This is a genomic window from Rothia sp. 11273D007AR (assembly GCF_053547255.1).
The window spans coordinates 26461-46917 of sequence record NZ_JBPPWJ010000017.1 but is presented as its reverse complement, the minus strand read 5'-3'; the positions used below and the strand labels follow the sequence as shown (position 1 = coordinate 46917).

Sequence of the window (20457 nt, the reverse complement as noted above, 5' to 3'; positions counted from 1 at the left end):
GAGTGGTCGGGTCAGTTGGGTCAACAGGTTCTACCGGATCAGTAGGTTCTACCGGAACGGTCGGCTCAGCCGGAACAGTCGGGTCGGTAGGTTCAACTGGCTCGACCGGAGTGGTCGGGTCAGTTGGGTCAACAGGAACCGTTGGGTCAACAGGCTCAACCGGAACAGTCGGGTCAACCGGAACAGTCGGGTCGGTAGGTTCAACTGGCTCGACCGGAGTGGTCGGGTCAGTTGGGTCAACAGGAACCGTTGGGTCAACAGGCTCAACCGGAACAGTCGGGTCAACCGGAACAGTCGGGTCGGTAGGTTCAACTGGCTCGACCGGAGTGGTCGGGTCAGTCGGGTCGACGGGAACCGTGGGGTCGACAGGGTCAACCGGTTCAACGGGAACTGTCGGGTCGGTCGGTTCAACTGACTCGACCGGAGTAGTAGGATCAGTCGGCTCTACAGGGTTAACCGGAACGAACGGGCCAGCAGGCTCGGTCGGCTCAACAGGCTCAACCGGGTCAGTAGGTTCAACCGGAATAGTCGGTTCAACAGGCTCAACTGGGTCGACAGGGTCAACCGGTTCAGTCGGTTCAACAGGATCGGTCGGTTCAACAGGTTCAGCCGGATCTGTAGGTTCACTAGGAACCACCGGTTCAACGGGAGCCACCGGCTCTACCGGACTTTCAGGTTCTACAGGAACAACCGGGGCGACCGGCTCAACCGGTGCCTCAGGCTCGGTAGGCGCGGTCGGCTCAGTAGGAACCACAGGAGCTTCAGGCTCTGGTGTACTGGGCTCCACAGGGGCCACCGGCCCTACAGGATCAGTCGGCGCAACCGGCTCACCGGGTATAGCCGAATCCACAGGGGCAGAAGGAGCTACTGGAGCACTAGGCTCTACAGGATTAGCAGGTGCTTCAGGGGCGCCAGGCAGCTCAGGATTAGCATTGGGGACTTGCACTGCAACCGGCTCAGCAACGGGCGCAGCGTTCCCCTGCGAAGGGACAGATGGGCTACCTGCCGACACAGCAGGTTCGGTTTCGCCACTACTAGCTGCCGGGGTAGCAGCGTTACTGCCTTGGTCAGCATCGACCTGCTGGGAGGTAGCATTTTCTGAACCCGCTGCCTGGGCCAAAGAATTTGTGGGGCCCCCGCCGTTAGCGCTGTTATTCCCCTGCACTGCGGAAGGGCCGTTAGCAGCCACAGATGAGCGAAGGGTTTCAGCGGTCATACCGCTAGAAACATTCTGGGGCTCATTCACCAGGCTATCGGTGACTCCAGAATTTTCTTCATTTGCTTGAGCCTTCGGAGTCTGCAGCTGAGAGTCTGCGCTGATGACCGCCGACCCTGCCGAAGAATTATTGACCAGAGCCATGCCACCGGCAACCGCACCAATAGCGGTTACGACAGCGGCAGCACCCGCTAAAGCCTGGCTCCCGGGCGTCCAGCGTCCGCCCCCCAGCCCTGAGAAGAGACCGCTCTGAGCTCCAGCACCGGCGGCTGCCCCACCGGCTACGCCACCGGCAAGGAAGGGCAGCAGCACCTTGGAACCATCGGTAATAACGGGCACCAAGCCCGCCAGCACGGGGAAAACCCAAACGCGCATGGACTTGTTGATACCGGCCAGGGTCAGATATTCCGAGGTGCAATAGGAGCACACCGACAGATGCAGACGCAAGGCTTCGCTACGTTTTTTGGTCAGGGAGCCACGCACCATAGAGCTCAGGTGAGGTGAGTACTGGGCGCATTCGTCGGTCTTCGGCGCGTTCTGATGGGCCCGCAAGAAACCTTCGCGAAGGCTCTCACGAGCACGGGTTGCCAGCGCCGAAACAGCGTTGGCAGAGAGGTTCATGGTCTGGGCAACTTCGCGAGGCTTCTTATCTTCAACCTCGGTCATCCAGAGCACGGTCTGCCAACGTTCCGGCAAACCGGTAAAGGCACTGATGAGCTCATCGGACTCATGTAATTTCAAGACGGTTTCGTCCAGCGAACCCATTGACTCCAGGTGTTCCTCTTCACTAGGAACTTCCTTTTGAGCAATGAGCCCGTTTTCCGCTGCCAGGTGGGCGATAGTGGTGGCCAGGTACCCACCCATGAATGTTCGGGGGCCCTTACCGTTTTTGAGAGCCTGGAGCACACGCACAAAGGCTTCCGAGACGATGTCTTCTGAGAGGGTGTTGTTAGAGGTGTGCTTATAAGCAATGGCACGAGCCATTGACACGTAACGTTCATACAGAACGCCGAACGAATCTAGCTTGCCTTCGCGGACGTCCGAGAGCAACAGCTCGTCGGTGGGGCCGCCAGTAGCTGGTTGCGCGGTGTTGTGTGATTGCATGAAAATCCCTGGGTTTATGCGAGTTACCCCTAGTTAGAGTGGTGGGGCATTCTATTAGTCTATCGGGATTCTGCCGCGCGTGCAGTAGTTTGTGGAAAGAACAACAGCAGCCCGGCTCCTTACGGACTGCAGGAGCCGGGCTGATGTTGTCCCTAGCGGTAAAGCGGTGCGAGCCTCTCTACCCTCTGTTGAGTGACGGCGGCGCCCTTCCCTGGAGGCACCCCCGCTTGGCGGTGAGTGTGTAGCTTGTGCGCCACCACCCACGAACAGTGTTGGCACTTAGCGTTTCAGTGCCTGCGAAAGCATCTGAAAGTGTATTGGGTTGTGTATATTTGCCCGAGCACAGAACCCGCGAACGGCCCTGTGCGGTGGGGCTGCTTTGGCGTGTGGTGGGCAGAGCCGCTCGATAAGTTCCAGCAGCGGCGGCTCTGCACCTTAACACATCACAGTGTTGGCTCCCTGCCCGTTGGGCTGTTTTCCCCTAGTCCCAACGGAGGCGCCGTTGTGCTCGTCGAATCCCCACGATTGACGGGCACGTTTTATTCCCTTGTTCCCCGCTCTGCTTCCCATAGCAAATTGGGGTGGTGCGCTACCAGGCGATCATGAAACCGGTAGGCACACCCGACAGTTTTTCGCTGTCATAGATAAAGAGTGGCTGGGGCCCGTTTCATGACGCGAAAACAGGAAGTTTTTTTAAAAAACTTTTTCACCAACCCTTAAATACGCCGCTGACAAGCCTTTTTACAACGCGAAGTTTTTAAAAACTTTTTAGATTCTGGAGGAATGAAGCGGCACCACAGCCCCAACGAGTGGCAAGGACGCGGGCAAACAGCGCCCAGCGCAGGGAAGGTTGGGCGCACCAACTGGGCGCCCTCAATGAGGGGGGGGACCCAGCCAACCCTGAGGCAATCCTCAGCCTCACCTTATTGTGAAAGACTCAGAATAAAGATATTATGGTGACATGATGTCAACAACGAGCACCCTCGGAGCCAACGGCTGCAGCCACATCCCCGGCAGCACCGAGCCCCCTGCTAGTGCTTACCAAGAAGCCTGGTCGGCCCAGCTCCGAGCCAAGGGACGCCGCGTCACCAAGCAGCGCCTAGCCGTACTTGCCGCTGTGCACGATAACCCCCACTCCACCGCAGACGCCGTTGTTACCGCCGTCCGCCAGGAACTGCCGGGCATCACCGTACAGTCGGTGTACGTCGTCCTTGCCGACCTCACCGACATCAACATGCTCCGCAAGTTCGAACCACCGGGGTCAGCAGGGCTCTACGAGACCCGCACCGGCGACAACCACCACCACGCCTACTGCATCCGCTGCGGCAGGGTCGAAGACGTGGATTGTGCCGTCGGGGCAGCCCCCTGCCTGACCCCCAGCGATTTTCACGGCATGGCACTTCTCAGCGCCGATGTGCTCTACCGAGGCATCTGCGCCGACTGCCAAAATGCCGACGAAAAAGAAGTGGCCCTCGCCCAGCAGGCAGCTGCCAACCAGGCACTGGCCAGCTAGGGCAGAGCGTCATCACCCTCTGCCTGACTACTAGAACCGCCCCTAGAGACAAGCAGAAAACAACCCCACACAGGAAAGTAGGAAAAATGAACAACCCGATTAAGCCCGGTTCATTTACCACCACCACCCAGGGTGCCCCCGTTGCCTCAGACAACGACTCCCTGACCGTAGGTGCCGACGGCCCCATCGTCCTGCACGACGCCTACACCGTCGAAAAGCTCGCCCAGTTCAACCGCGAGCGCGTCCCCGAGCGCGTTGTCCACGCTAAGGGCACCGGCGCATTCGGTGTCTTTGAGACCACCGAAGATGTCTCCAAGTACACCCGCGCAGCTCTCTTCCAGCCCGGTGTATCCACCGAGATGCTGATTCGTTTCTCCACCGTTGCCGGTGAGCAGGGTTCACCCGACACCTGGCGCGACCCCCGCGGTTTTGCGGTGAAGTTCTACACCACCGAGGGCAACTACGACCTGGTCGGTAACAACACCCCCATCTTCTTCATCCGCGACGCCATCAAGTTCCCCGACTTCATTCACTCCCAGAAGCGTCTGCCCGGCAACGGCCTGCGCAACAACGACATGCAGTGGGACTTCTGGAGCCTGCGCACCGAGTCAGCCCACCAGGTAACCTGGCTCATGGGTGACCGCGGCATCCCCGCTACCCTGCGCCATATGGACGGCTTCGGTTCACACACCTACCAGTGGATCAACGCCGAAGGTGAGCGTTTCTGGGTCAAGTACCACTTCAAGACCGACCAGGGCAACGACTTCCTGACCGGTGCTGACGCTGAGCGTATCGCTGGCGAAAACGCTGACTACCACCGTCAGGACCTCTACGAGGCTATCGAGCGCGGCGAGTTCCCCTCATGGACTCTCTACGTTCAGGTCATGCCCTACGAGGACGCCAAGACCTACCGCTTCAACCCCTTCGACCTGACCAAGGTCTGGCCCCACGCCGACTACCCCCTGATCAAGGTGGGTAAGATGACCCTGAACAAGAACCCCGAGAACTTCTTCGCTCAGATCGAGCAGGCTACCTTCTCACCCTCTAACTTCGTTCCGGGTATTGCAGCTTCCCCCGACAAGATGCTGCTGGGCCGTATCTTCTCCTACCCCGATGCCCACCGCTACCGCGTTGGCACCAACTTCGCTGACCTGCCGGTCAACTACGCGAAGAACGCTGAAGTGAACAACTACAGCCAGGACGGCGCTATGCGCTACACCTTCAACAGCCCCGACACCCCCGTCTACGCCCCCAACACCTTCGGTGGCCCCCACGCTGACGCTGCCCGCGCCGGTGAGGGTTCTTGGGAAGCTGACGGCGCTCTGGTTCGCGCTGCTGCTACCCTGCACGCTGAGGACGACGACTTCGGCCAGGCTCGCACCCTCTACGCCGATGTCATGGATGATGCTGCTAAGGCCCGTCTGGTCGAGAACATCGCCGGCCACGTTGGTGCTGTTGTCTCTGACGAGATTCGTGAGCGTGCCTTCAAGTACTGGGATTCAGTCCACGAAGAGCTCGGTGCCCGCGTCCGTGAAGCCTACAAGCACAACAACGAGAAGAGCAACGAGCCCACTCCCCAGACCACCTAAGGTCTGCGGTCGAGCCTAGCTTGTCGTGAAGAAGCCGCCCCCGGCGTCCTTTTGGATAAGGACGTCGGGGGCGGCTTTGTAGTGCTGGTGAAAGCTGGCGGGGTTAGGCCTTGCTCTGTACCTTATTCGGCAATGTGTTTGGGGGCGTCTTCTTCGTCGCGTTCCTTCTTCTCAAAAGGCCACCACCAGGCAGCTTCACCCAGCATATACATGGTGGCGGGGATGAAGGTGGTGCGGATGAGGAAGGCGTCCATGGCAACGCCCAGGGCTAGGGCGAAGCCGATGGGGCGCACTGCGGTGAGGTGGGAGAAGATGAATCCGGCGAAAACAGCGACCATGATGACGCCGCAGGCAGTCACAACGGCTCCACCCTGCTTGTAGCCCAGTACGACGGCATCGCCTGCCGAGTGGCCCTTGCGGTGGGCGTCGCGCATGCCCGAGACGATGAAGATTTGGTAGTCGACCGAGAGGCCAAACAGGATGCCGATGAGCAGGATGGGCAGGAAGGCCAGGATAGGCCCGGGCTGGGTAACACCGAAGATGTCAGCTAGCCAGCCCCACTGGTAAACAGCGACGACGGCTCCGAACGATGCCAGGGTAGACAGCAGGAAGCCGATAGTGGCCATGACCGGCACGATGATGGAGCGGAAGACAAAGGCCATCAGGACCAGGCAAAGGGCAATCACGACCCCGAGGTAGAGCGGGATAGAGCTTGAGATACGTTCTGAAATCTCGATGTTGGCTACGGTGGAGCCGGTCAGGCCGATGGTGGTTGCGGTAGCTTTTTCGGTTGCTTCCAGTTTGTCGTTCATGGCATGAACGGTGGCGAGGGTGCTGTCTGCCGAGGGCCCTTCACTGGGGAAGAAGGCCAAAATGGCGGTGGCGTTGTCGTCACTGGTAGCGACGATAGCGACGCTTTCGATTTTATTGTTTTTGAGGCGGTCTGCCACGTCGAGGGCGACATCGCGCAGGCGGGCTTCGTCGCCGGGGACGGTGAGGGTAAGTCCCGCGATGATAGGCCCGTTGACGCCTTCACCGAACTTTTCGGAGATGGTCTGGTAGGCCTGGTAGGAGGTTGAGTTGGTGGCCTGGTATGAGCCGTCGGGCAGGCCTAGTCGAAGGGAGGTGGTAGGGATAATCGCCAGTACCAGCACAGCTACCGAAACGAGGGTCATAGCAATGGGGTGGCGGGTCACGAAGCCTCCCCAGCCCTTGTAGGCAGCTTCGATTTCGGCGAAGGCTTCACGGCGGTTACGGGGTACCTGGATTTCCTGGGTGCGGGCCAGGTTGAGCTGTTTCAGTTCCTCCCGTTGAGCGCGGGTGAGGACACGGGTGCCCAGCAGGCTCAGGACGGCCGGTACCAGGGTGAGCGAGGAAGCCACGACGAGGGCTACGGCAAAGGCACCGGCGAAGCCCATGATGGCGAGGAAGGGTAGGCCTGTCAGGCAAAGGGCAGACAGCGCGATGATGTTAGTCATTCCAGCAAAGAGCACGGAGTGACCTGCTGTTGAGTTGGCGGTGCCTACTGCGTCCAGCACGTCTTCTCCATCGCGCAGTTCTTCGCGGAAGCGGTAGAGAATCAGCAGGGCGTAGTCGATACCGACGCCAAGACCCAGCATGAGGGCGAGGACGGGGTCGGTGGCGGTCATACCGATGAAGGCAGTACTGGTGTACACCAGGGCAACGGCGGTCCCGGCCCCGATGAGGGCGAGCACCAGGGGTAGACCGGCGGCTACGACCGCCCCCAGGGTAATCAGCAGGACGATAAAGGCTACGACCAGGCCAATAATTTCTGAGATACCGAAGACGTCGCTGACGTCTTGGTCGAGTTCGTAGCTATAGTTGACGGTCAGGCCGGTGTCTTTGAGCGTGTCAAAGGTGCTAAAGACTTCTTCCCGCACCGAGGTGGGCAGGGAGTTAGTGTCTTGGTTGAAGGCGATATTGACGATGGCTGCGGTACCGTCTTCGCTCACCGTGTTCGTATCGGCCGCCGCATCTAGTTCGCGCTGGGCAGCATCGACCTTATCCTGGTTGGATCGCAGGGTGGTGCGGGCTTGCGCCAGGGCGGTTTCTTGAGCCGCCAGGTCGGGGGCTAGTGCCGCAATTTCTTCTGAGCTCAGCCCCTGAGGTAGGGCTGCTTTAGCGGCATCTAGCTGGGCCTGTCCCTCATCAATTTGCGCCTTGGCTTGGGCCAGCTGGGCTTTAGCGTCCTCAAGTTGTACGGACGCCTGGGTCACCGCATCTGCTGCCACGAAGGGGTCAAGGGAACCAGCAACCTCGGGCAGCTGGTCGATCGTAGTAACAGCCTGGGCGATTGCCTGCTTCTGGGTGTCATCGAAACCGTTGTCGGCTTCAAGAACCACGTAGCCGCTAGAGATACCGTTGTCGGGAATCTTGGCTTGAAGGTCTTCCCGCACAGCTTCAAAAGAAGCCCCCGGCATGGTGTAGTTAGCCGTTGCACCGCGTGCTAGGGTCAGTGCCCCAACGGCTGCAAGAATCAGAAGTACCAGCCATATCACGATGGTGGCTCGGGCATGACGAGCCGCGGTGAGGCCGAGCGTGCGCAGGGCGCCTGTCATGGGGGAACTCCTGAAGTAAGGGGGTGGGGGTTTACTGAGATTCTACTACTGAAATGAGCTGGCGCACCTGTTCCATAGGGAGAGTGGCGTGGGGTGCCAGGGCATTGATGCGTACAGCGCTACTTTCACCGGCGGCAAAGAGTTTGAGGGCCTCGAGTGCCGGGGCGCTACGTACCACCAGGGTCGGGTCAAGAGCGGCAACTTCGGCAGCTGTTGTAAAGACTAAGGCGACGTTTTCTTCGCTGTCATCGTCTTTCTTAAGCATGACAGGGTGGCCTACCGGATCATCTGCACGTACACCCAGCAGGAGCACAGACGCAGGGGCTGTGAGAGCCATCAGCAGATCATGCATATTTTCTTCAACGAGAGCTCGTTGGGCCGGCATGTTATGCGGGGACCCAATCACCCACTGGATCTGGGCTTTTTCAATAAAGCACTCGTGCTCGCTACCGGGGTCCAGCACCAGCACGTCTATTGTTTCGTCGTGGGCTACCTGCAGGAAAACCTTCATGGCGTGTTCTACCACCAGGCGGGGGTGAGGGGCGTTCAGCACCTGAGCTGAGTAGGTTTTAGCAGGTTCAGTTGCTGAGTAGGCGGTCAGTGCCCTCATTCCGTTAGCGAGGCGCAGCACCTGGTAGTTGAGCTGAGGGGTACCCTCAGGAGTCACCGTGCTCTGGGAGATATCCATGATGAGATTGCCACCCTGGGCGGTGCGGACGACGTTCGCTAAGGACTGCTCGCTCCTGGCGGTTGCGAAGCCCGCCAGGGCCTCAGTCAGATAGCGGTTGACGGGGCCTACAGGCAGGGCACCTTCCCCACCGGTTTCAGCGAAACCTGCGCCCCGGCGTCCTGCCAGGCGCACAGCGGCCCAGTCAGGCACGTGCTCGGGGTCGCGGGGGAAAAGTTCAAAGTGGGCGCGGATATCGCGGGCACTCAGGCGGCCCTCGCCGTTCCAGTCCACCGGCTCGTGGGCACGGTCGTAGGACGCCCCAATCTGGTACTGGGGCTCAGGCCAGTTGCTGGCGGTAATCACCACAGATGCGGTGAACCAGGTGCCCTCCCCCTCGACAAAAGAGGCGTGCTGCAGCTGCTCAATAGCGGGAAGCACAGGGCTATTAGATTTCACCGGCCCCACAGTGCCCACATAATCCTGCTCATCGCGTGATTCAGTAATGCGCACAAATACAGTTTCAGAGAGGGGCTTGATATCGAGTACCAGCTCATTCCAGCCGGGTTCAACCTTGACCGTACCCAGCATCCAGCTACCAATAGCGTTCAAGGCATCTTGCACCATAGCGGGGCGTTCAATCTCGGTGTAACGGGGCGAAGAAGGCGACATACTGTTCCTGAAGGTTTGGGCGAAGCAAAGCCCTATCGGCGCTACCGGAGGTAAAGCCAAGGGGCGCGAGTTATCTACCCCATTAAACCAAGAAACTACCCGCCTCGGGGCAGAGCACACCCGCCTTCTTCCTGAGTGATTCTCCCCTAGTTTCAAGGAGGGTGCTGAATATGTCAGAAATTCAAGCTCTTACCGCGGCAAAAAGGTGCGGGAGCCCCATAAGAGTTGCTAGCCTTGACCGTATGACTACTACACTGCAGGATCTGATTGACGATTCAATCTTTATCTCCACCGAGTACCAGGCCCGTCTTGCTGAAATCAGCGGCGGCGCAGAATGGACGGTGGATTTCTCTGCACCGTCATTCACCCTCCAGTCTGATGCTTCCGTAAGCCTCACCCCCTACCTGCTGGGTACTGAATCCGAGAACCGCGGTTCCTGGATTTGGTCGTGGCAGGAGCTCGGTCACTTCCCCGACCGCGTCGTTTCGGCAGCAATCCAGGCGCGTGAAGGCGGAGCGAAGCACAGCATCTCTGAGCTCACCACCGATGAGCTCCCCCTCGACTCGGGTCTGGCCCGCAAACTGACCCTGGCCTCCAAAGCGCTGACCGGCGTCTACGCCCACTACCCCGTGACTGCCGGGGCAGGCGTCCGTGCCTGGATTCTGCTCGATGGCAGCCAGCTTGAACTTGAGGCCCCCACCGTCAACCGTATGGGCCAGGTTATGGCACAGGCCCTGCAGACCGGCACCGCCGTGAACCACCTGCGCGCCGTAGATTCCTACGCCAAGCTGCGCGGCGCCCACATTGCCTGGGACACCGAGGCAACCGCCGTCATCACCGCTTCGGACGGCGCCCTGCGCCTCTGGTTCGATAACGGCAAGATTTCGGGTATCGAGGCTGCTGAGCCCCAGGTCGGTGCCGACGAGCTGGCTCGCCTGGCGCAGACTGCCCGTGACCTGCGCGAACAGCTTGCTGCTGAGCGTCAGGGCATCGAAGCTGTAGCAGCCCAGGAGGCCGCTGCCCAGGTCGCAGCCCGCGAAGAGGCTAACCGCCTGGCGGCTGAAGAAGCTGCCCGTGAGGACGAGGCCCGCGCCGAAGCCGCCCGTGCAGCCGAGGCTGAAGCTCTGGCCGCTGAACAGGCCGCCATCGAAGCTCGCGAGGCTGAAATTGCTGCCGCTGAAGAGCGCGCTGCAGCTGAAGCAGCTGAGGCCGAGCGTCTTGAGAAGGAACGCGCCGAAGAGGCTGCCCGTGAGGAAGAGGTCGAAGGTACCATCACTACCGACCGGGTTTACCCCAACGCCGAGCAGCCCTACGACCGCGAACCTGCTGAGGACGCCCGCCCCGGCCGTGTCACCACCAGCGCTATCGCCGATGAAGATATCGTGCGCGATGAGCCTGTTCAGGTAGAGGAGCCCCAGACCGGTTCTGTTGCTGCGGAGCAGGCTATCGAAGAAGCTGAGCAGACTGAGCAGGCCCCCGCCGGCTACGAGCAGGTTGACGAGCCTGCCCGCCCTGCCTCAGACATCCGTCTGGCTGGCCAGGCACCCGATCTTGAGGCTGAACGCGCAGAAGCTGCGACTAAGCCCAAGCCCAAGGAAGAAAAGAAGGGCTTCTTCAGCCGCTTCTTCGGCCTCTAGGCTTCATCCCGAGCACCTGTCAGTGGCTACCCGGTATACACCGGGTAGCCACTTTCTCATAGCGCCGCTGACTCACATTCCCCGTGAGCGGTAGAAGTCCCTACCTAACGCAGAACCCACACACCACCGAGAGAAGCACGAGGAACGCAACGGTGAGCACAGCCAAAAATGAGCAGGTAGTGGGCGGTCTCTACGCCTTTTTCTGCTACCTGATCTGGGGGCTCTTCCCCCTCTACTTCATGCTGACAGCCCCAGCCACTCCCCTAGAGATCGTGGCGGGCCGGGTGCTGTTTTCGCTGGTCTTCTGTTTAGCCCTGCTCCCGCTCACCCGGCAGGTCAAAAATCTGCTGACGGTGCTGGGCAATCTGCGCCAGGTAGGCCTTCTGCTAGTTGCTAGCCTACTCATTTTCGGCAACTGGCTGCTCTACGTCATTGCCACCACCAGTAACAACGTTATGGAAGCCTCCCTGGGCTACTACATCAACCCCATTGTCTCGGTCGCCCTAGGCGTCGTCTTCCTGGGTGAGCGCCTGCGCCCCCTCCAGTGGGCCGGTATCGGTGTTGCTGCGCTCGCGGTGCTGGTGATGGTGGTCTTTTACGGCTCAGTCCCTTGGCTGGGCCTGGGGTTGGCTTTCACTTTCGGCTTCTACGGGCTGGTCAAGAAACGGATTGGGGCGGTGCCGGCCCTGGTATCTCTGACCATGGAGACCCTGCTCCTGACCCCTCTGGCAGCTGTACTGATGTGGTACTTTGCGCACAGCGGTCAGCTTACCCTGCTGACAGAAGGCCCAGCCCATTTCTGGATTCTGGTAGCCAGCGGTGTGCTCACGGCGGTGCCCCTGCTTCTCTTTGCGGGAGCCGCTGCCCGCGTCCCGCTCTCTGTGCTGGGAATGGTGCAGTACGTTGGCCCCACTCTTCAGTTCCTCGTTGCCCTGTTCGTGACCCAGGAACACCTCTCAGCGGGCCGCTGGGCAGGTTTTATGCTGGTGTGGGTAGCTGCAGCCTTCTTCATCGCAGACTCCCTGCTCACCCAGCGCAGGGTACGTGCCCAGCAGCCGTCCGCCGAGGTCCCCTCCCCCGATACCAACACAGGTATGCTGCCCCAGATCAAGAACGACTAGGCAAGATCAAAGCCGGCTGAGACAGCCCCACAGAAAAACAAGCACAAAAAAGCAGCCCAGGTCCGCAATCAAGGGGCCTGGGCTGCTTTTATGCTCTGGCAGCGCTGAACCTACCGGGCTGAATCTACTGGGCTAAATCTACTGGGCGGTGGGGTTGAGCACGCGAGAGAGGAAGAGCTGGGTGCGCTCGTGCTGGGGGTTGCCGATGACGGCGTCGGAGGGGCCCTCCTCGACCACCACGCCGCCGTCCATGAAGACCACACGGTCAGCCACATCGCGGGCGAAAGCCATCTCGTGGGTTACCACGATCATGGTCATGCCCTCGGCGGCGAGCTGGCGCATGATGGAGAGCACGTCACCCACGGTCTCGGGGTCAAGAGCGCTGGTGGGCTCGTCAAAGAGCATGAGGGCGGGGTTCATGGAGAGGGCACGGGCGATAGCGACGCGCTGCTGCTGGCCACCGGAAAGCTGGTCGGGGTGGCGGGCTGCCTTATCAGCTAGGCCTACCTTTTCGAGGTTGGCCAGGGCGATTTCTTTGGCTTCGGCTTTAGAGCGCTTGAGCACCTTGACCTGAGCGACGGTGCAGTTTTCGAGCACGGTCAGGTGGGGGAAGAGGTTGAACTGCTGAAAGACCATACCCACGGAGCGGCGCATGGCGTCGATATCAACATCGGGGTCGGTCACCGAGTGACCGGCCACCTCGATACTGCCGGAGTTAGGGGTTTCGAGCAGGTTGACGCAGCGGAGTAGGGTGGACTTGCCCGAGCCGGAGGGGCCGATCAGGCAGACGACCTCGCCGGGGGCTACCGACATGTCGATGCCCTTGAGCACTTTGACGTCGCCGTAGGACTTATGCAGGTTGGTGATGGTGACGGACGCTGGTGCGGTCTGAAGAGTCATGGCTGGTTCTTCCTGGGGTAGGTGGGTGCTTTACTTGCGGGAGCGGGCCTTGGCACGCTTTTCGAAGTGGCGGGCAAGGAAGCCCAGCGGGACGGTAATAATCAGGTAGCAGGCGCCTGCCAGGACGAGCGGGGTGAGGCCCGCGCCGGACCCCGAGATGCCTTCACGGCCGAACTTGGTCAGTTCGTACTGGGCTACCGACATACCGAGCAGGTAGACCAGGGAGGAGTCCTTGGTGAGCAGGATAATCTCGTTGGTGAGCGGGGGCAGGACGATACGGAAGGCCTGGGGGATGATGACGGTGACCATGGCGCGGGTGTGGCTCATGCCCAGGGAGCGGGCTGCCTCGTACTGACCCTTGGGTACAGCTTCCAGGCCGGCGCGCAGTACCTCACCGATGTAGGCAGCCGACACCATACCCAGGGCCAGCATGACGGTGACGTAGTTGTTCAGGCGCAGGCCGAAGGCCAGGGGGATACCGTAACCGAAGGCAATAAAGACCAGCAGCGCGGGCAGACCGCGGAAGAGCTCGATGTAGAGCGAAGCTAGCCAGCGGTAGGGGGCAACCGATGAAATCTTCATCAGGGCCAGCAGAACACCGCCAGCCAGGCCCACTACGAAGCCCAGGGCTGTGTAAGTCAGGGTGTTCTTGAGGGCAACGGTGATGATGTTGGGGAACTGCTGGGCAATAATCTCAGGGTTAAAGGCCTTATCGCGCAGGGTTCCCCAGTCAGCGACAAGAATAACGACGAGTGCGATGATAGCCAGCAGGGCGTACTGGGCGTAGCGGGCGTAGGTTTGTTTCTGCCGGGTCGACAGTGCCATGGGTGGTCTTCCTTTTGTTCCCCGGTTGCCCGGGATCATATCGGCGAAGGACGAGAGATAAACGGGTGAGGGGTAGGCTGCATCTGCGCTAGCCTACCCCCGTTGGTGAGCTTGGGTTTATGCTACTACCCGTTATCCGTGATTACTGGGATACGCCCAGGTATTTTTCACGCAGGTCTGCCAGGCGGCCGTCCTCTTCCATCTTCTTGAGGGTGGCGTTGGCGGAGTCAAGCAGAGCGGTGTTCTCGGTCGCTACGGCACCGGCAATCTGCTCGCCAGTCTCGATTTCCTGGACTACAGAGAGGGATGAGTCAGAGGTCAGCATCTCAGACAGCACGGTGATGTTACCGACGATGGCATCGACCTGGCCGGTCTGTAGTGCCTGCAGGAGCAGGCCGTTGTCTTCGTACTGAACAGTATTAGCGCCGGCGTCCTGGGCGTACTTTTCGCCACTGGTAGCCTGCTGTACGCCGATGTTACGGCCGGAGAGGTCAGCGTCGCTCTTGATGTCGGAGCCAGCGGGAACCAGGATCGCCAGGTTGTCATCGACGTAGGAGTCGGTGAAGTTCATGACGGTCTTGCGCTCATCGGTGATGGTGATACCAGACAGGGCAATGTCGCACTGCTTGGAGGAAAGGGCTACACCGGACTGGATACCCTCGAAGCTGGTGGTGAACATTTCGGCTTCGACGCCCAGGTCTGAGGCGATAGCTGCTGCGATATCGGCGTCCAGGCCAACGATCTTGCCGTTTTCTTCGTATTCGAAAGGAGCGTAGGGAGGGTTGGTGCAGACGGTCAGCTTGCCCTCTGAAATCAGGGAAACGCCTGACTCGGTGGTGGTACCGGTGCTAGAGGAGCCACAGGCGGTGAGCATCAGGGCGGCTGCTGCGAGAGCGAAGGGGGCCTTCTTCATGGTGTACCTCGTATCTAAAACTGTGTAGGTGCGATGTGCTTTGAGCTTTATTCTGCCCCGCTATGCGTAAAAATGCAAACCTATGCATGAATATTCATTATGAATTTTTTACACACCCCCAAGGTGAGCTTTAGACACAAACATGACAAAATAGGCAGGGTGAACCGAGCAGACCTTAACAAAAAGACCACCGACATCTCATCCATGTTCGATCAGGTAGCCGAACGCTACGACCTAATGAACGGCATCATGTCGCTGGGCCAGCACATCTACTGGCGTAAGCAGACCGTTGCTGCGGTCGACGCCCACCCCGGCCAGAAGGTCCTTGACGTCGCCGCCGGAACCGGCACCTCGTCCGAACCCTTCGCCGACGCCGGTGTTAAGGTCATCGCCGCCGACCTCTCCGAGGGCATGCTGGCCGTAGGCCGCCGCCGCCGCCCCGACATCGAGTTCGTGCAGGCGGACGTCACCGCCCTTCCCTTTGCCGACGAAGAGTTTGACGCCGTCACCATGAGCTACGGCCTGCGCAACGTCGCCGACTACCCCCAGGCCCTGCGCGAGCTCTACCGCGTGACCAAGCCCGGCGGACGCATCGTCATCAACGAGTTCTCCACCCCCACCTTCGCCCCCTTCCGCGCCATCTACCGCAACTACATCATGAAGCTGATTCCACCGATTGCGCGCAAGGTCTCTTCTAACCCCGAAAGCTACGAATACCTGGCCGAGTCCATTCTTGCCTGGCCCGCCCAGGACGAGCTGGCCCGCCACTTCACCGAAGCAGGCTGGCAGAACGTTCAGTACAAGAACCTGACCGGCGGCATCGTAGCCCTGCACCGCGCTTATAAGCCCGAGCAGTAAACCCGGTAGACTTACACCAGCAGCTTGCCGCGGCTCTGGGCCGCAGCCACCCACCGAAGAAATGTGAAAGACACCGTGACTGAACCCACCAGCTCCCCTATGAGCGTTGAAGCGCTCATGCCCGAAGCTGACTTCAACCTGCCCAAGGGGTTTGAACTCATTGCGCAGGACGCTGAACTCGGCCCCAAGATTCTTGAGGCCCTTTCTGAGGTTGAGCAGCGCCTAGAACGCGCGGTTGCCCAGACCAATCACCTGGCAGACGTGGCCTCCCGCCACCTGCTTTCTGCCGGTGGCAAGCGGGTGCGTCCCCTGCTCACCCTACTGGCAGCAGAAGCCGGTGGCGGCATCAACGACCGGGTCATCGACGCAGCTGTTGTCGTTGAGCTGACCCACCTGGCCACTCTCTACCACGACGACGTTATGGACGACGCCCCCAAGCGCCGCGGTGTAGATACCGCCCAGAACATCTGGGGCAACTCGGTCGCCATTCTGACCGGTGACCTTATCTTCTCCCGCGCCTCCCTGATTGTTTCCGAACTGGGTGGCCGCGCTCTAGCTGTGCAGGCTCAGACCTTTGAACGCCTGGTACTGGGTCAGCTCTTTGAAACCACCGGCCCCGAGAAAAACGAAGACATTCTCAGCCACTACATTAAGGTCATCGAGGGCAAGACCGGCTCCCTCATCGCGGCAGCAGGCTCCTACGGCACTATCCTGTCTGACTCCCCCGAGGCAACCGTGCAGATGCTGGCCCGCTACGGCGAATTGGTAGGCGTGGCCTTCCAGCTGGCCGACGACGTCATCGACGTCACCAGCTCGGGTGCGGCATCCGGCAAGACCCCCGGCACTGACCTGCGCGAGGGCGTCCCCACCCTGCCCACCATCCTGCTCGACCGGGCTGCCGCAACCGGCGACCTTGAAGCCCAGCACGTCCAGCAGCTGATTCAGGGCGACCTGACCAGCGACGAGGCTCTAGCCGAGGCCGTTGCAGCGCTTTCGGCCCACCCGGCCACCACTGAAGCCTGGAAGATTGCCTACCAGTGGGCTGACGACGCTATTGCGGCCATCGAGCCCCTGCCCGACTCAGTGGTCAAGGAGGCCCTCAAGTCCTTCGCTCACGCCGTCGTCCACCGCGATGCCTAGAGCTACTCCCGGCGGGAAACCGCCGGGATTTTTTTACCCAATTTTCTATCCACTATTTGAGATTTATTTATCACTTGCTAGCCTGAACCCACATACTACAAAAGATTCATTCACACGTTAGCCTGCGGAGGACTACTCACATGAGTTCAAACCCCACCTCGGCGCCCAAGAAACGAGAAGGCTTCTCAAGCCGCAAGGTCTTTATCTTTGCAGCTATCGGTTCAGCCGTTGGTCTCGGTAACATCTGGCGCTTCCCCTACGTCGCCTACGATAACGGCGGCGGCGCCTTCATGATCCCTTACCTGGTCGCCCTGCTGACCGCGGGTCTGCCCTTCCTCTTCTTTGACTACGTCATCGGTCACCGCGCCCGCGCGTCCTCTCCCCTGGCCTTCCGCCGCCTGAACCGCAAGACCGAGTTCATCGGCTGGTGGCACATGGGCATCAACTTCATCATCGCTATCTACTACGCAGCGATTCTTGCCTGGGCTGCCCGCTACTTCATCTACTCCTTCACCCACGCCTGGGGTGAGGATCCGCAGACCTTCTTCTTCGCGGACGTCCTGCAGCTGGCTGACCCGGTCGCTCTCACCTTCGACTTCGTGCCCGGCATCCTCTACCCCCTCATCGGCATCTGGGTACTGCTGGCCCTCATCATGTCCCTGGGTGTACAGAAGGGCGTGGGCCTGGCTAACGTCTTCTTCATCCCCGTGCTGGTCATCATGTTCCTGGTTATGGTCGGCTACTCCCTGACCCTGGACGGCGCAATGACCGGCCTCGATGCCCTCTTCACCCCCGACTGGGCCGCTCTGACCGAACCCGGTGTCTGGGTTGCAGCCTACGGCCAGATCTTCTTCTCCCTGTCCATCGGCTTCGGCATCATGATTACCTACGCCTCCTACCTGAAGAACAAGACCAACCTGACCGGCTCCGGCGCGGTTGTGGGCTTCGCTAACTCCTCCTTCGAGCTGCTGGCCGGTATCGGCGTCTTCGCAGCCCTGGGCTTCATGGCAACCGCCGCTGGCACCCAGGTCTCCGAGGTAGCAACCTCAGGTATTGGCCTGGCCTTCATCGCCTTCCCCACCATCATCTCCCAGGCCCCCGGCGGCACCCTGATCGGTGTGCTCTTCTTCGGCTCCCTGCTCTTTGCAGGCTTCACCTCCATGATCTCCATCGTTGAGGTTATCGTTGCCGGTGTTGAAGACAAGTTCAACCTGGGCCGTGTGCGCTCCACCCTGCTGGTCATCGCCCCCATCGCGGTAATCTCAACCCTGCTCATGGCCACCACCTCCGGCCTCTACGTCCTGGATATCCTGGATAACTTCGTCAACCAGTTCGGCATCCTGGCCGCAGGCCTGGTCTCCATCTTCGTAGTTGCCTACCTGCTGCGTGCCCTGCCGATCTTCCGCGACCACCTCAACGAGCGTTCGTCCTGGAAGATGGGCAAGCTCTGGATGTTCCTACTGGCAGGCGTCACCCCCGTCATCCTGGGCTACTCCCTGATCAACACCTTCATCGGCCTGATCAACGAACCCTACGAGGGCTACCCCGACCAGATGCTCAACATCTTCGGCTGGGGCATGGTCATCGCCCTGCTGGTCGTAGCTATCATCATCTCCATGCTGCCCTGGTCTAAGACCTCCCGCGCAGCGCTGACTCCCCCGGCTCCCCCGGTTGCAGGCGGCAAGGTCGTCCACGACCACGTAGACGCCACCGCCCAGTCGACAGCCCAGTCAGCCACCGAAAAGGAAGGTGCCTAGCATGAGCTCCATCGCCATCGTTATGCTGATTGTCTCCATCGCCCTCATCTGGGGCGGCCTGGGCCTAGCCCTGGTTCATCTCTCCCGCAACCCCGACGAATCGGGTAGCGATGTAGAGGCCGACGAGACCGCAGTTCCCTGGGCCACCGAAACCGCCCAGAAGTAACCGGCCCTCCGCAGAGAAAAGCCCCTCCACACGCAGGTGTGGAGGGGCTTTTTCGTAACTAGTAAGAAGACCCTACGGCCGCACCACCCTGACGCTGATTCCGTTCTCGCCCCAGACTGCTGCGAGTTCTTCGAGCTGGGCGGTGTGCGGGGTGGTGAAGAAGCGGCGGACGGCCGGGGCGAATTTCTCGTGTTGGGCTAGTTGGCCGTGTTCCAGGGTTGAGAAGATTCCGCCGCCCCGGTCGTCGTAGACCAGCACGTCGAGGTTGGGTTTGCGTTCGAGGGGGCCGATGTTGAGGGAGCCGGTGTCGTGTAGGAAGGTGAGGTCTCCGACGAGCACGCGTACCGGGCGGTTGAGGGCCAGGGAGATTCCGGACGCGGTGGCGATGGTGCCGTCGATACCGGCTAGTCCGCGGTTGGCAAAGACCAGGGGTGAGGCTGCCAGGGAGGGGGCGATGAGGTCAAGGTCGCGGATGAGGTTGGATGAGCCCACCATCAGCACGGCGCCATCTTCTAGGCAGCTCCGCCAGGTGGCTTCTGCCAGGGCGTAGCCTGCGGTGCGGTCGGCTGAGCTTGCGCCGGGTTGGGTGTTCAGGGTGTAGGTGCCTGCCCGGTAGTTGGCGACCTGCTGGTTCAGTTCGCGGGCTAGTTCCTGCCCGGCTTCGCTCCAGCTGGTCGTCCAGTCGTGGCCGTCCTCGGTGGTAGCTCCCCGACCTGTGCCTGCGAAGTCGGCCAGTTCAGCCAGGGTCGCGATCTCCCGCAGGTCAAGGGCCCCGGGCTCATACCAGGGGGCAGGTGAGGGGGCGTAGAGGGTGCGTTCTACCGCGGAGTTGGTCAGCAGGGTGGCAACCGGCCGGGAGAGGGTGGGGTGACCGAAGATAACGGCCCGCTCAATCTGCTGCCCCAGGTGCCCTGCCAGTACCTGCCGGTAGGCGGGCACGGCCAGGGGTGAGAAGCGGGCGTTCGATGAGGGTTCGGCCAGCAGGGGTAGACCCTGCTGCTGGGCAAAGGCCTGGGCGATAGGCCCTGCCCCGTCACCGGCCACCACGACGGTACGGCGGGCGGTACCGGCGCTGTCCGTCCGCCAAGCCCCCTCGTTGGTGCCTGCGCGTAGCCAGCTAGCTGCGCTGGGGTCGGCGGGAGGTAGCGGGGTGGCAGGCGCCGGTGGGTTCTCAGCCAGCGAGCGCGCCCATCGCTCTAGGATCTGCTGGTCAAGGGGGTTGGGGGTGAGCGGGGTGTCAAGGGCCAGGTTGATTTGGACGGGGCCTCGCGGGGTGGTTGAGGGGGTGTCCCAGTTATCTGCTGAACGCCCGGTCAGAGCTGCGAGCGCCGCGTTGAGCTGGGCGCTCTGGGGGTCGGCGGGGTCGGCCGTGTAGTTTTCAAGGGTGCAGGACGCCCGGGTGTGTGCCGGAGCAATCACTTGCTGGTCGGTGGTTTGGTTGGCGCCGGTGCCCTGGAGCCGGGCAGGGCGGTCGGCCGAGAGCAGGGCCAGGGGTGCGCCAGTGTGGTAGGCCTCCATGAGGGCCGGGAGGCACTCGCCCACGGCGGTGCCGCTGGTGGTGACGATACCCACCGGTTGGCCGCTGGCCTTGGCCATTCCCAAAGCTGTGAAGGCGGCGCTGCGCTCGTCGATGCGCACGTGGGCTTCGATGACCCCGGCCTGGTCTAGGGCAGCGAGTGCATAGGCTAGGGGGGCTGAGCGCGATCCCGGAGCGATGAGAACATGCCGCATTCCTGCCCGCACGAGGGTGTCGAGCACAGAAATTGCGGTCATAAAGGAGGTTGAGGGTGCATCAGTCAC

15 protein-coding genes are annotated in these 20457 nt (G+C 61.0%); 8 read left to right on the top strand and 7 right to left on the bottom strand.

Annotation, left to right across the window (positions count from 1 at the left end; all coding sequences use genetic code 11):
• Window positions 1-2320, bottom strand: a 2320-nt coding sequence (locus tag ACED88_RS09710) for a sigma-70 family RNA polymerase sigma factor (RefSeq protein ID WP_449109466.1), incomplete at its 3' end; no start/stop codon positions are given.
• A gap of 964 nt (window positions 2321-3284) precedes the next feature.
• Here ACED88_RS09710 and ACED88_RS09705 point away from each other — a divergent pair.
• Window positions 3285-3833 (top strand): Fur family transcriptional regulator, encoded by a 549-nt coding sequence (locus ACED88_RS09705; RefSeq protein WP_449107627.1) that lies wholly within the window; start codon window positions 3285-3287, stop codon window positions 3831-3833.
• Window positions 3834-3919: 86 nt separating this feature from the next.
• On the top strand, window positions 3920-5422 hold the full coding sequence (locus ACED88_RS09700) for a catalase (RefSeq protein ID WP_237184947.1): 1503 nt from the start codon (window positions 3920-3922) through the stop codon (window positions 5420-5422).
• 122 nt (window positions 5423-5544) lie between these two features.
• Here ACED88_RS09700 and ACED88_RS09695 read toward each other — a convergent pair whose 3' ends face one another.
• Window positions 5545-8001, bottom strand: coding sequence for an MMPL family transporter (locus ACED88_RS09695; protein WP_449109465.1), 2457 nt, complete (start codon window positions 7999-8001; stop codon window positions 5545-5547).
• A 31-nt stretch (window positions 8002-8032) separates the two neighbouring features.
• The gene (locus ACED88_RS09690) at window positions 8033-9340 is read right to left on the bottom strand and encodes an SseB family protein (protein WP_237194848.1); all 1308 of its coding nucleotides are present in this window, start codon (window positions 9338-9340) and stop codon (window positions 8033-8035) included.
• A 242-nt stretch (window positions 9341-9582) separates the two neighbouring features.
• Between ACED88_RS09690 and ACED88_RS09685 the strand changes: the two genes are divergently transcribed.
• On the top strand, window positions 9583-10977 hold the full coding sequence (locus ACED88_RS09685; protein WP_449109464.1) for a DUF6882 domain-containing protein: 1395 nt from the start codon (window positions 9583-9585) through the stop codon (window positions 10975-10977).
• 152 nt (window positions 10978-11129) lie between these two features.
• On the top strand, window positions 11130-12098 hold the full coding sequence (gene rarD, locus ACED88_RS09680; protein ID WP_449109463.1) for an EamA family transporter RarD: 969 nt from the start codon (window positions 11130-11132) through the stop codon (window positions 12096-12098).
• A 138-nt stretch (window positions 12099-12236) separates the two neighbouring features.
• Here the strand turns inward: rarD and ACED88_RS09675 are convergent, their stop codons facing one another.
• The 3 genes from ACED88_RS09675 to ACED88_RS09665 form a co-directional block, all read right to left on the bottom strand.
• Window positions 12237-12998, bottom strand: a complete 762-nt coding sequence (locus tag ACED88_RS09675; RefSeq protein WP_449107613.1) for an amino acid ABC transporter ATP-binding protein — start codon at window positions 12996-12998, stop codon at window positions 12237-12239.
• A 30-nt stretch (window positions 12999-13028) separates the two neighbouring features.
• The gene (locus tag ACED88_RS09670; protein WP_449109462.1) at window positions 13029-13823 is read right to left on the bottom strand and encodes an amino acid ABC transporter permease; all 795 of its coding nucleotides are present in this window, start codon (window positions 13821-13823) and stop codon (window positions 13029-13031) included.
• A gap of 142 nt (window positions 13824-13965) precedes the next feature.
• Window positions 13966-14736 (bottom strand): ABC transporter substrate-binding protein, encoded by a 771-nt coding sequence (locus ACED88_RS09665; protein WP_237241574.1) that lies wholly within the window; start codon window positions 14734-14736, stop codon window positions 13966-13968.
• A gap of 99 nt (window positions 14737-14835) precedes the next feature.
• Here ACED88_RS09665 and ACED88_RS09660 point away from each other — a divergent pair, with 99 nt between their 5' ends.
• The 4 genes from ACED88_RS09660 to ACED88_RS09645 all read left to right on the top strand — a co-directional run bounded on the left by ACED88_RS09660 (window position 14836) and on the right by ACED88_RS09645 (window position 18657).
• Window positions 14836-15594, top strand: a complete 759-nt coding sequence (locus ACED88_RS09660; protein WP_423817185.1) for a demethylmenaquinone methyltransferase — start codon at window positions 14836-14838, stop codon at window positions 15592-15594.
• Window positions 15595-15693: 99 nt separating this feature from the next.
• Complete coding sequence (locus ACED88_RS09655; RefSeq protein WP_449107626.1) at window positions 15694-16734, top strand: polyprenyl synthetase family protein; 1041 nt, start codon at window positions 15694-15696, stop codon at window positions 16732-16734.
• A gap of 140 nt (window positions 16735-16874) precedes the next feature.
• A complete protein-coding gene (locus ACED88_RS09650; RefSeq protein WP_449109461.1) occupies window positions 16875-18491 on the top strand; it encodes a sodium-dependent transporter in 1617 nt (538 codons plus the stop codon).
• Window position 18492: 1 nt separating this feature from the next.
• A complete protein-coding gene (locus tag ACED88_RS09645; RefSeq protein ID WP_237204728.1) occupies window positions 18493-18657 on the top strand; it encodes a methionine/alanine import family NSS transporter small subunit in 165 nt (54 codons plus the stop codon).
• A 72-nt stretch (window positions 18658-18729) separates the two neighbouring features.
• Here ACED88_RS09645 and menD read toward each other — a convergent pair whose 3' ends face one another.
• Window positions 18730-20457, bottom strand: coding sequence for a 2-succinyl-5-enolpyruvyl-6-hydroxy-3-cyclohexene-1-carboxylic-acid synthase (gene menD, locus ACED88_RS09640; protein ID WP_449109460.1), 1728 nt, complete (start codon window positions 20455-20457; stop codon window positions 18730-18732).

Bases quoted from the DNA above. Each gene is read 5' to 3' on its own strand.
- ACED88_RS09705 (WP_449107627.1), top strand. From the start codon at position 3,285: ATGTCAACAACGAGCACCCTCGGAGCCAACGGCTGCAGCCACATCCCC.
- ACED88_RS09700 (WP_237184947.1), top strand. From the start codon at position 3,920: ATGAACAACCCGATTAAGCCCGGTTCATTTACCACCACCACCCAGGGT.
- ACED88_RS09695 (WP_449109465.1), bottom strand. From the start codon at position 8,001: ATGACAGGCGCCCTGCGCACGCTCGGCCTCACCGCGGCTCGTCATGCC.
- ACED88_RS09690 (WP_237194848.1), bottom strand. From the start codon at position 9,340: ATGTCGCCTTCTTCGCCCCGTTACACCGAGATTGAACGCCCCGCTATG.
- ACED88_RS09685 (WP_449109464.1), top strand. From the start codon at position 9,583: ATGACTACTACACTGCAGGATCTGATTGACGATTCAATCTTTATCTCC.
- ACED88_RS09675 (WP_449107613.1), bottom strand. From the start codon at position 12,998: ATGACTCTTCAGACCGCACCAGCGTCCGTCACCATCACCAACCTGCAT.
- ACED88_RS09670 (WP_449109462.1), bottom strand. From the start codon at position 13,823: ATGGCACTGTCGACCCGGCAGAAACAAACCTACGCCCGCTACGCCCAG.
- ACED88_RS09665 (WP_237241574.1), bottom strand. From the start codon at position 14,736: ATGAAGAAGGCCCCCTTCGCTCTCGCAGCAGCCGCCCTGATGCTCACC.
- ACED88_RS09660 (WP_423817185.1), top strand. From the start codon at position 14,836: ATGAATTTTTTACACACCCCCAAGGTGAGCTTTAGACACAAACATGAC.
- ACED88_RS09655 (WP_449107626.1), top strand. From the start codon at position 15,694: ATGAGCGTTGAAGCGCTCATGCCCGAAGCTGACTTCAACCTGCCCAAG.
- ACED88_RS09650 (WP_449109461.1), top strand. From the start codon at position 16,875: ATGAGTTCAAACCCCACCTCGGCGCCCAAGAAACGAGAAGGCTTCTCA.
- ACED88_RS09645 (WP_237204728.1), top strand. From the start codon at position 18,493: ATGAGCTCCATCGCCATCGTTATGCTGATTGTCTCCATCGCCCTCATC.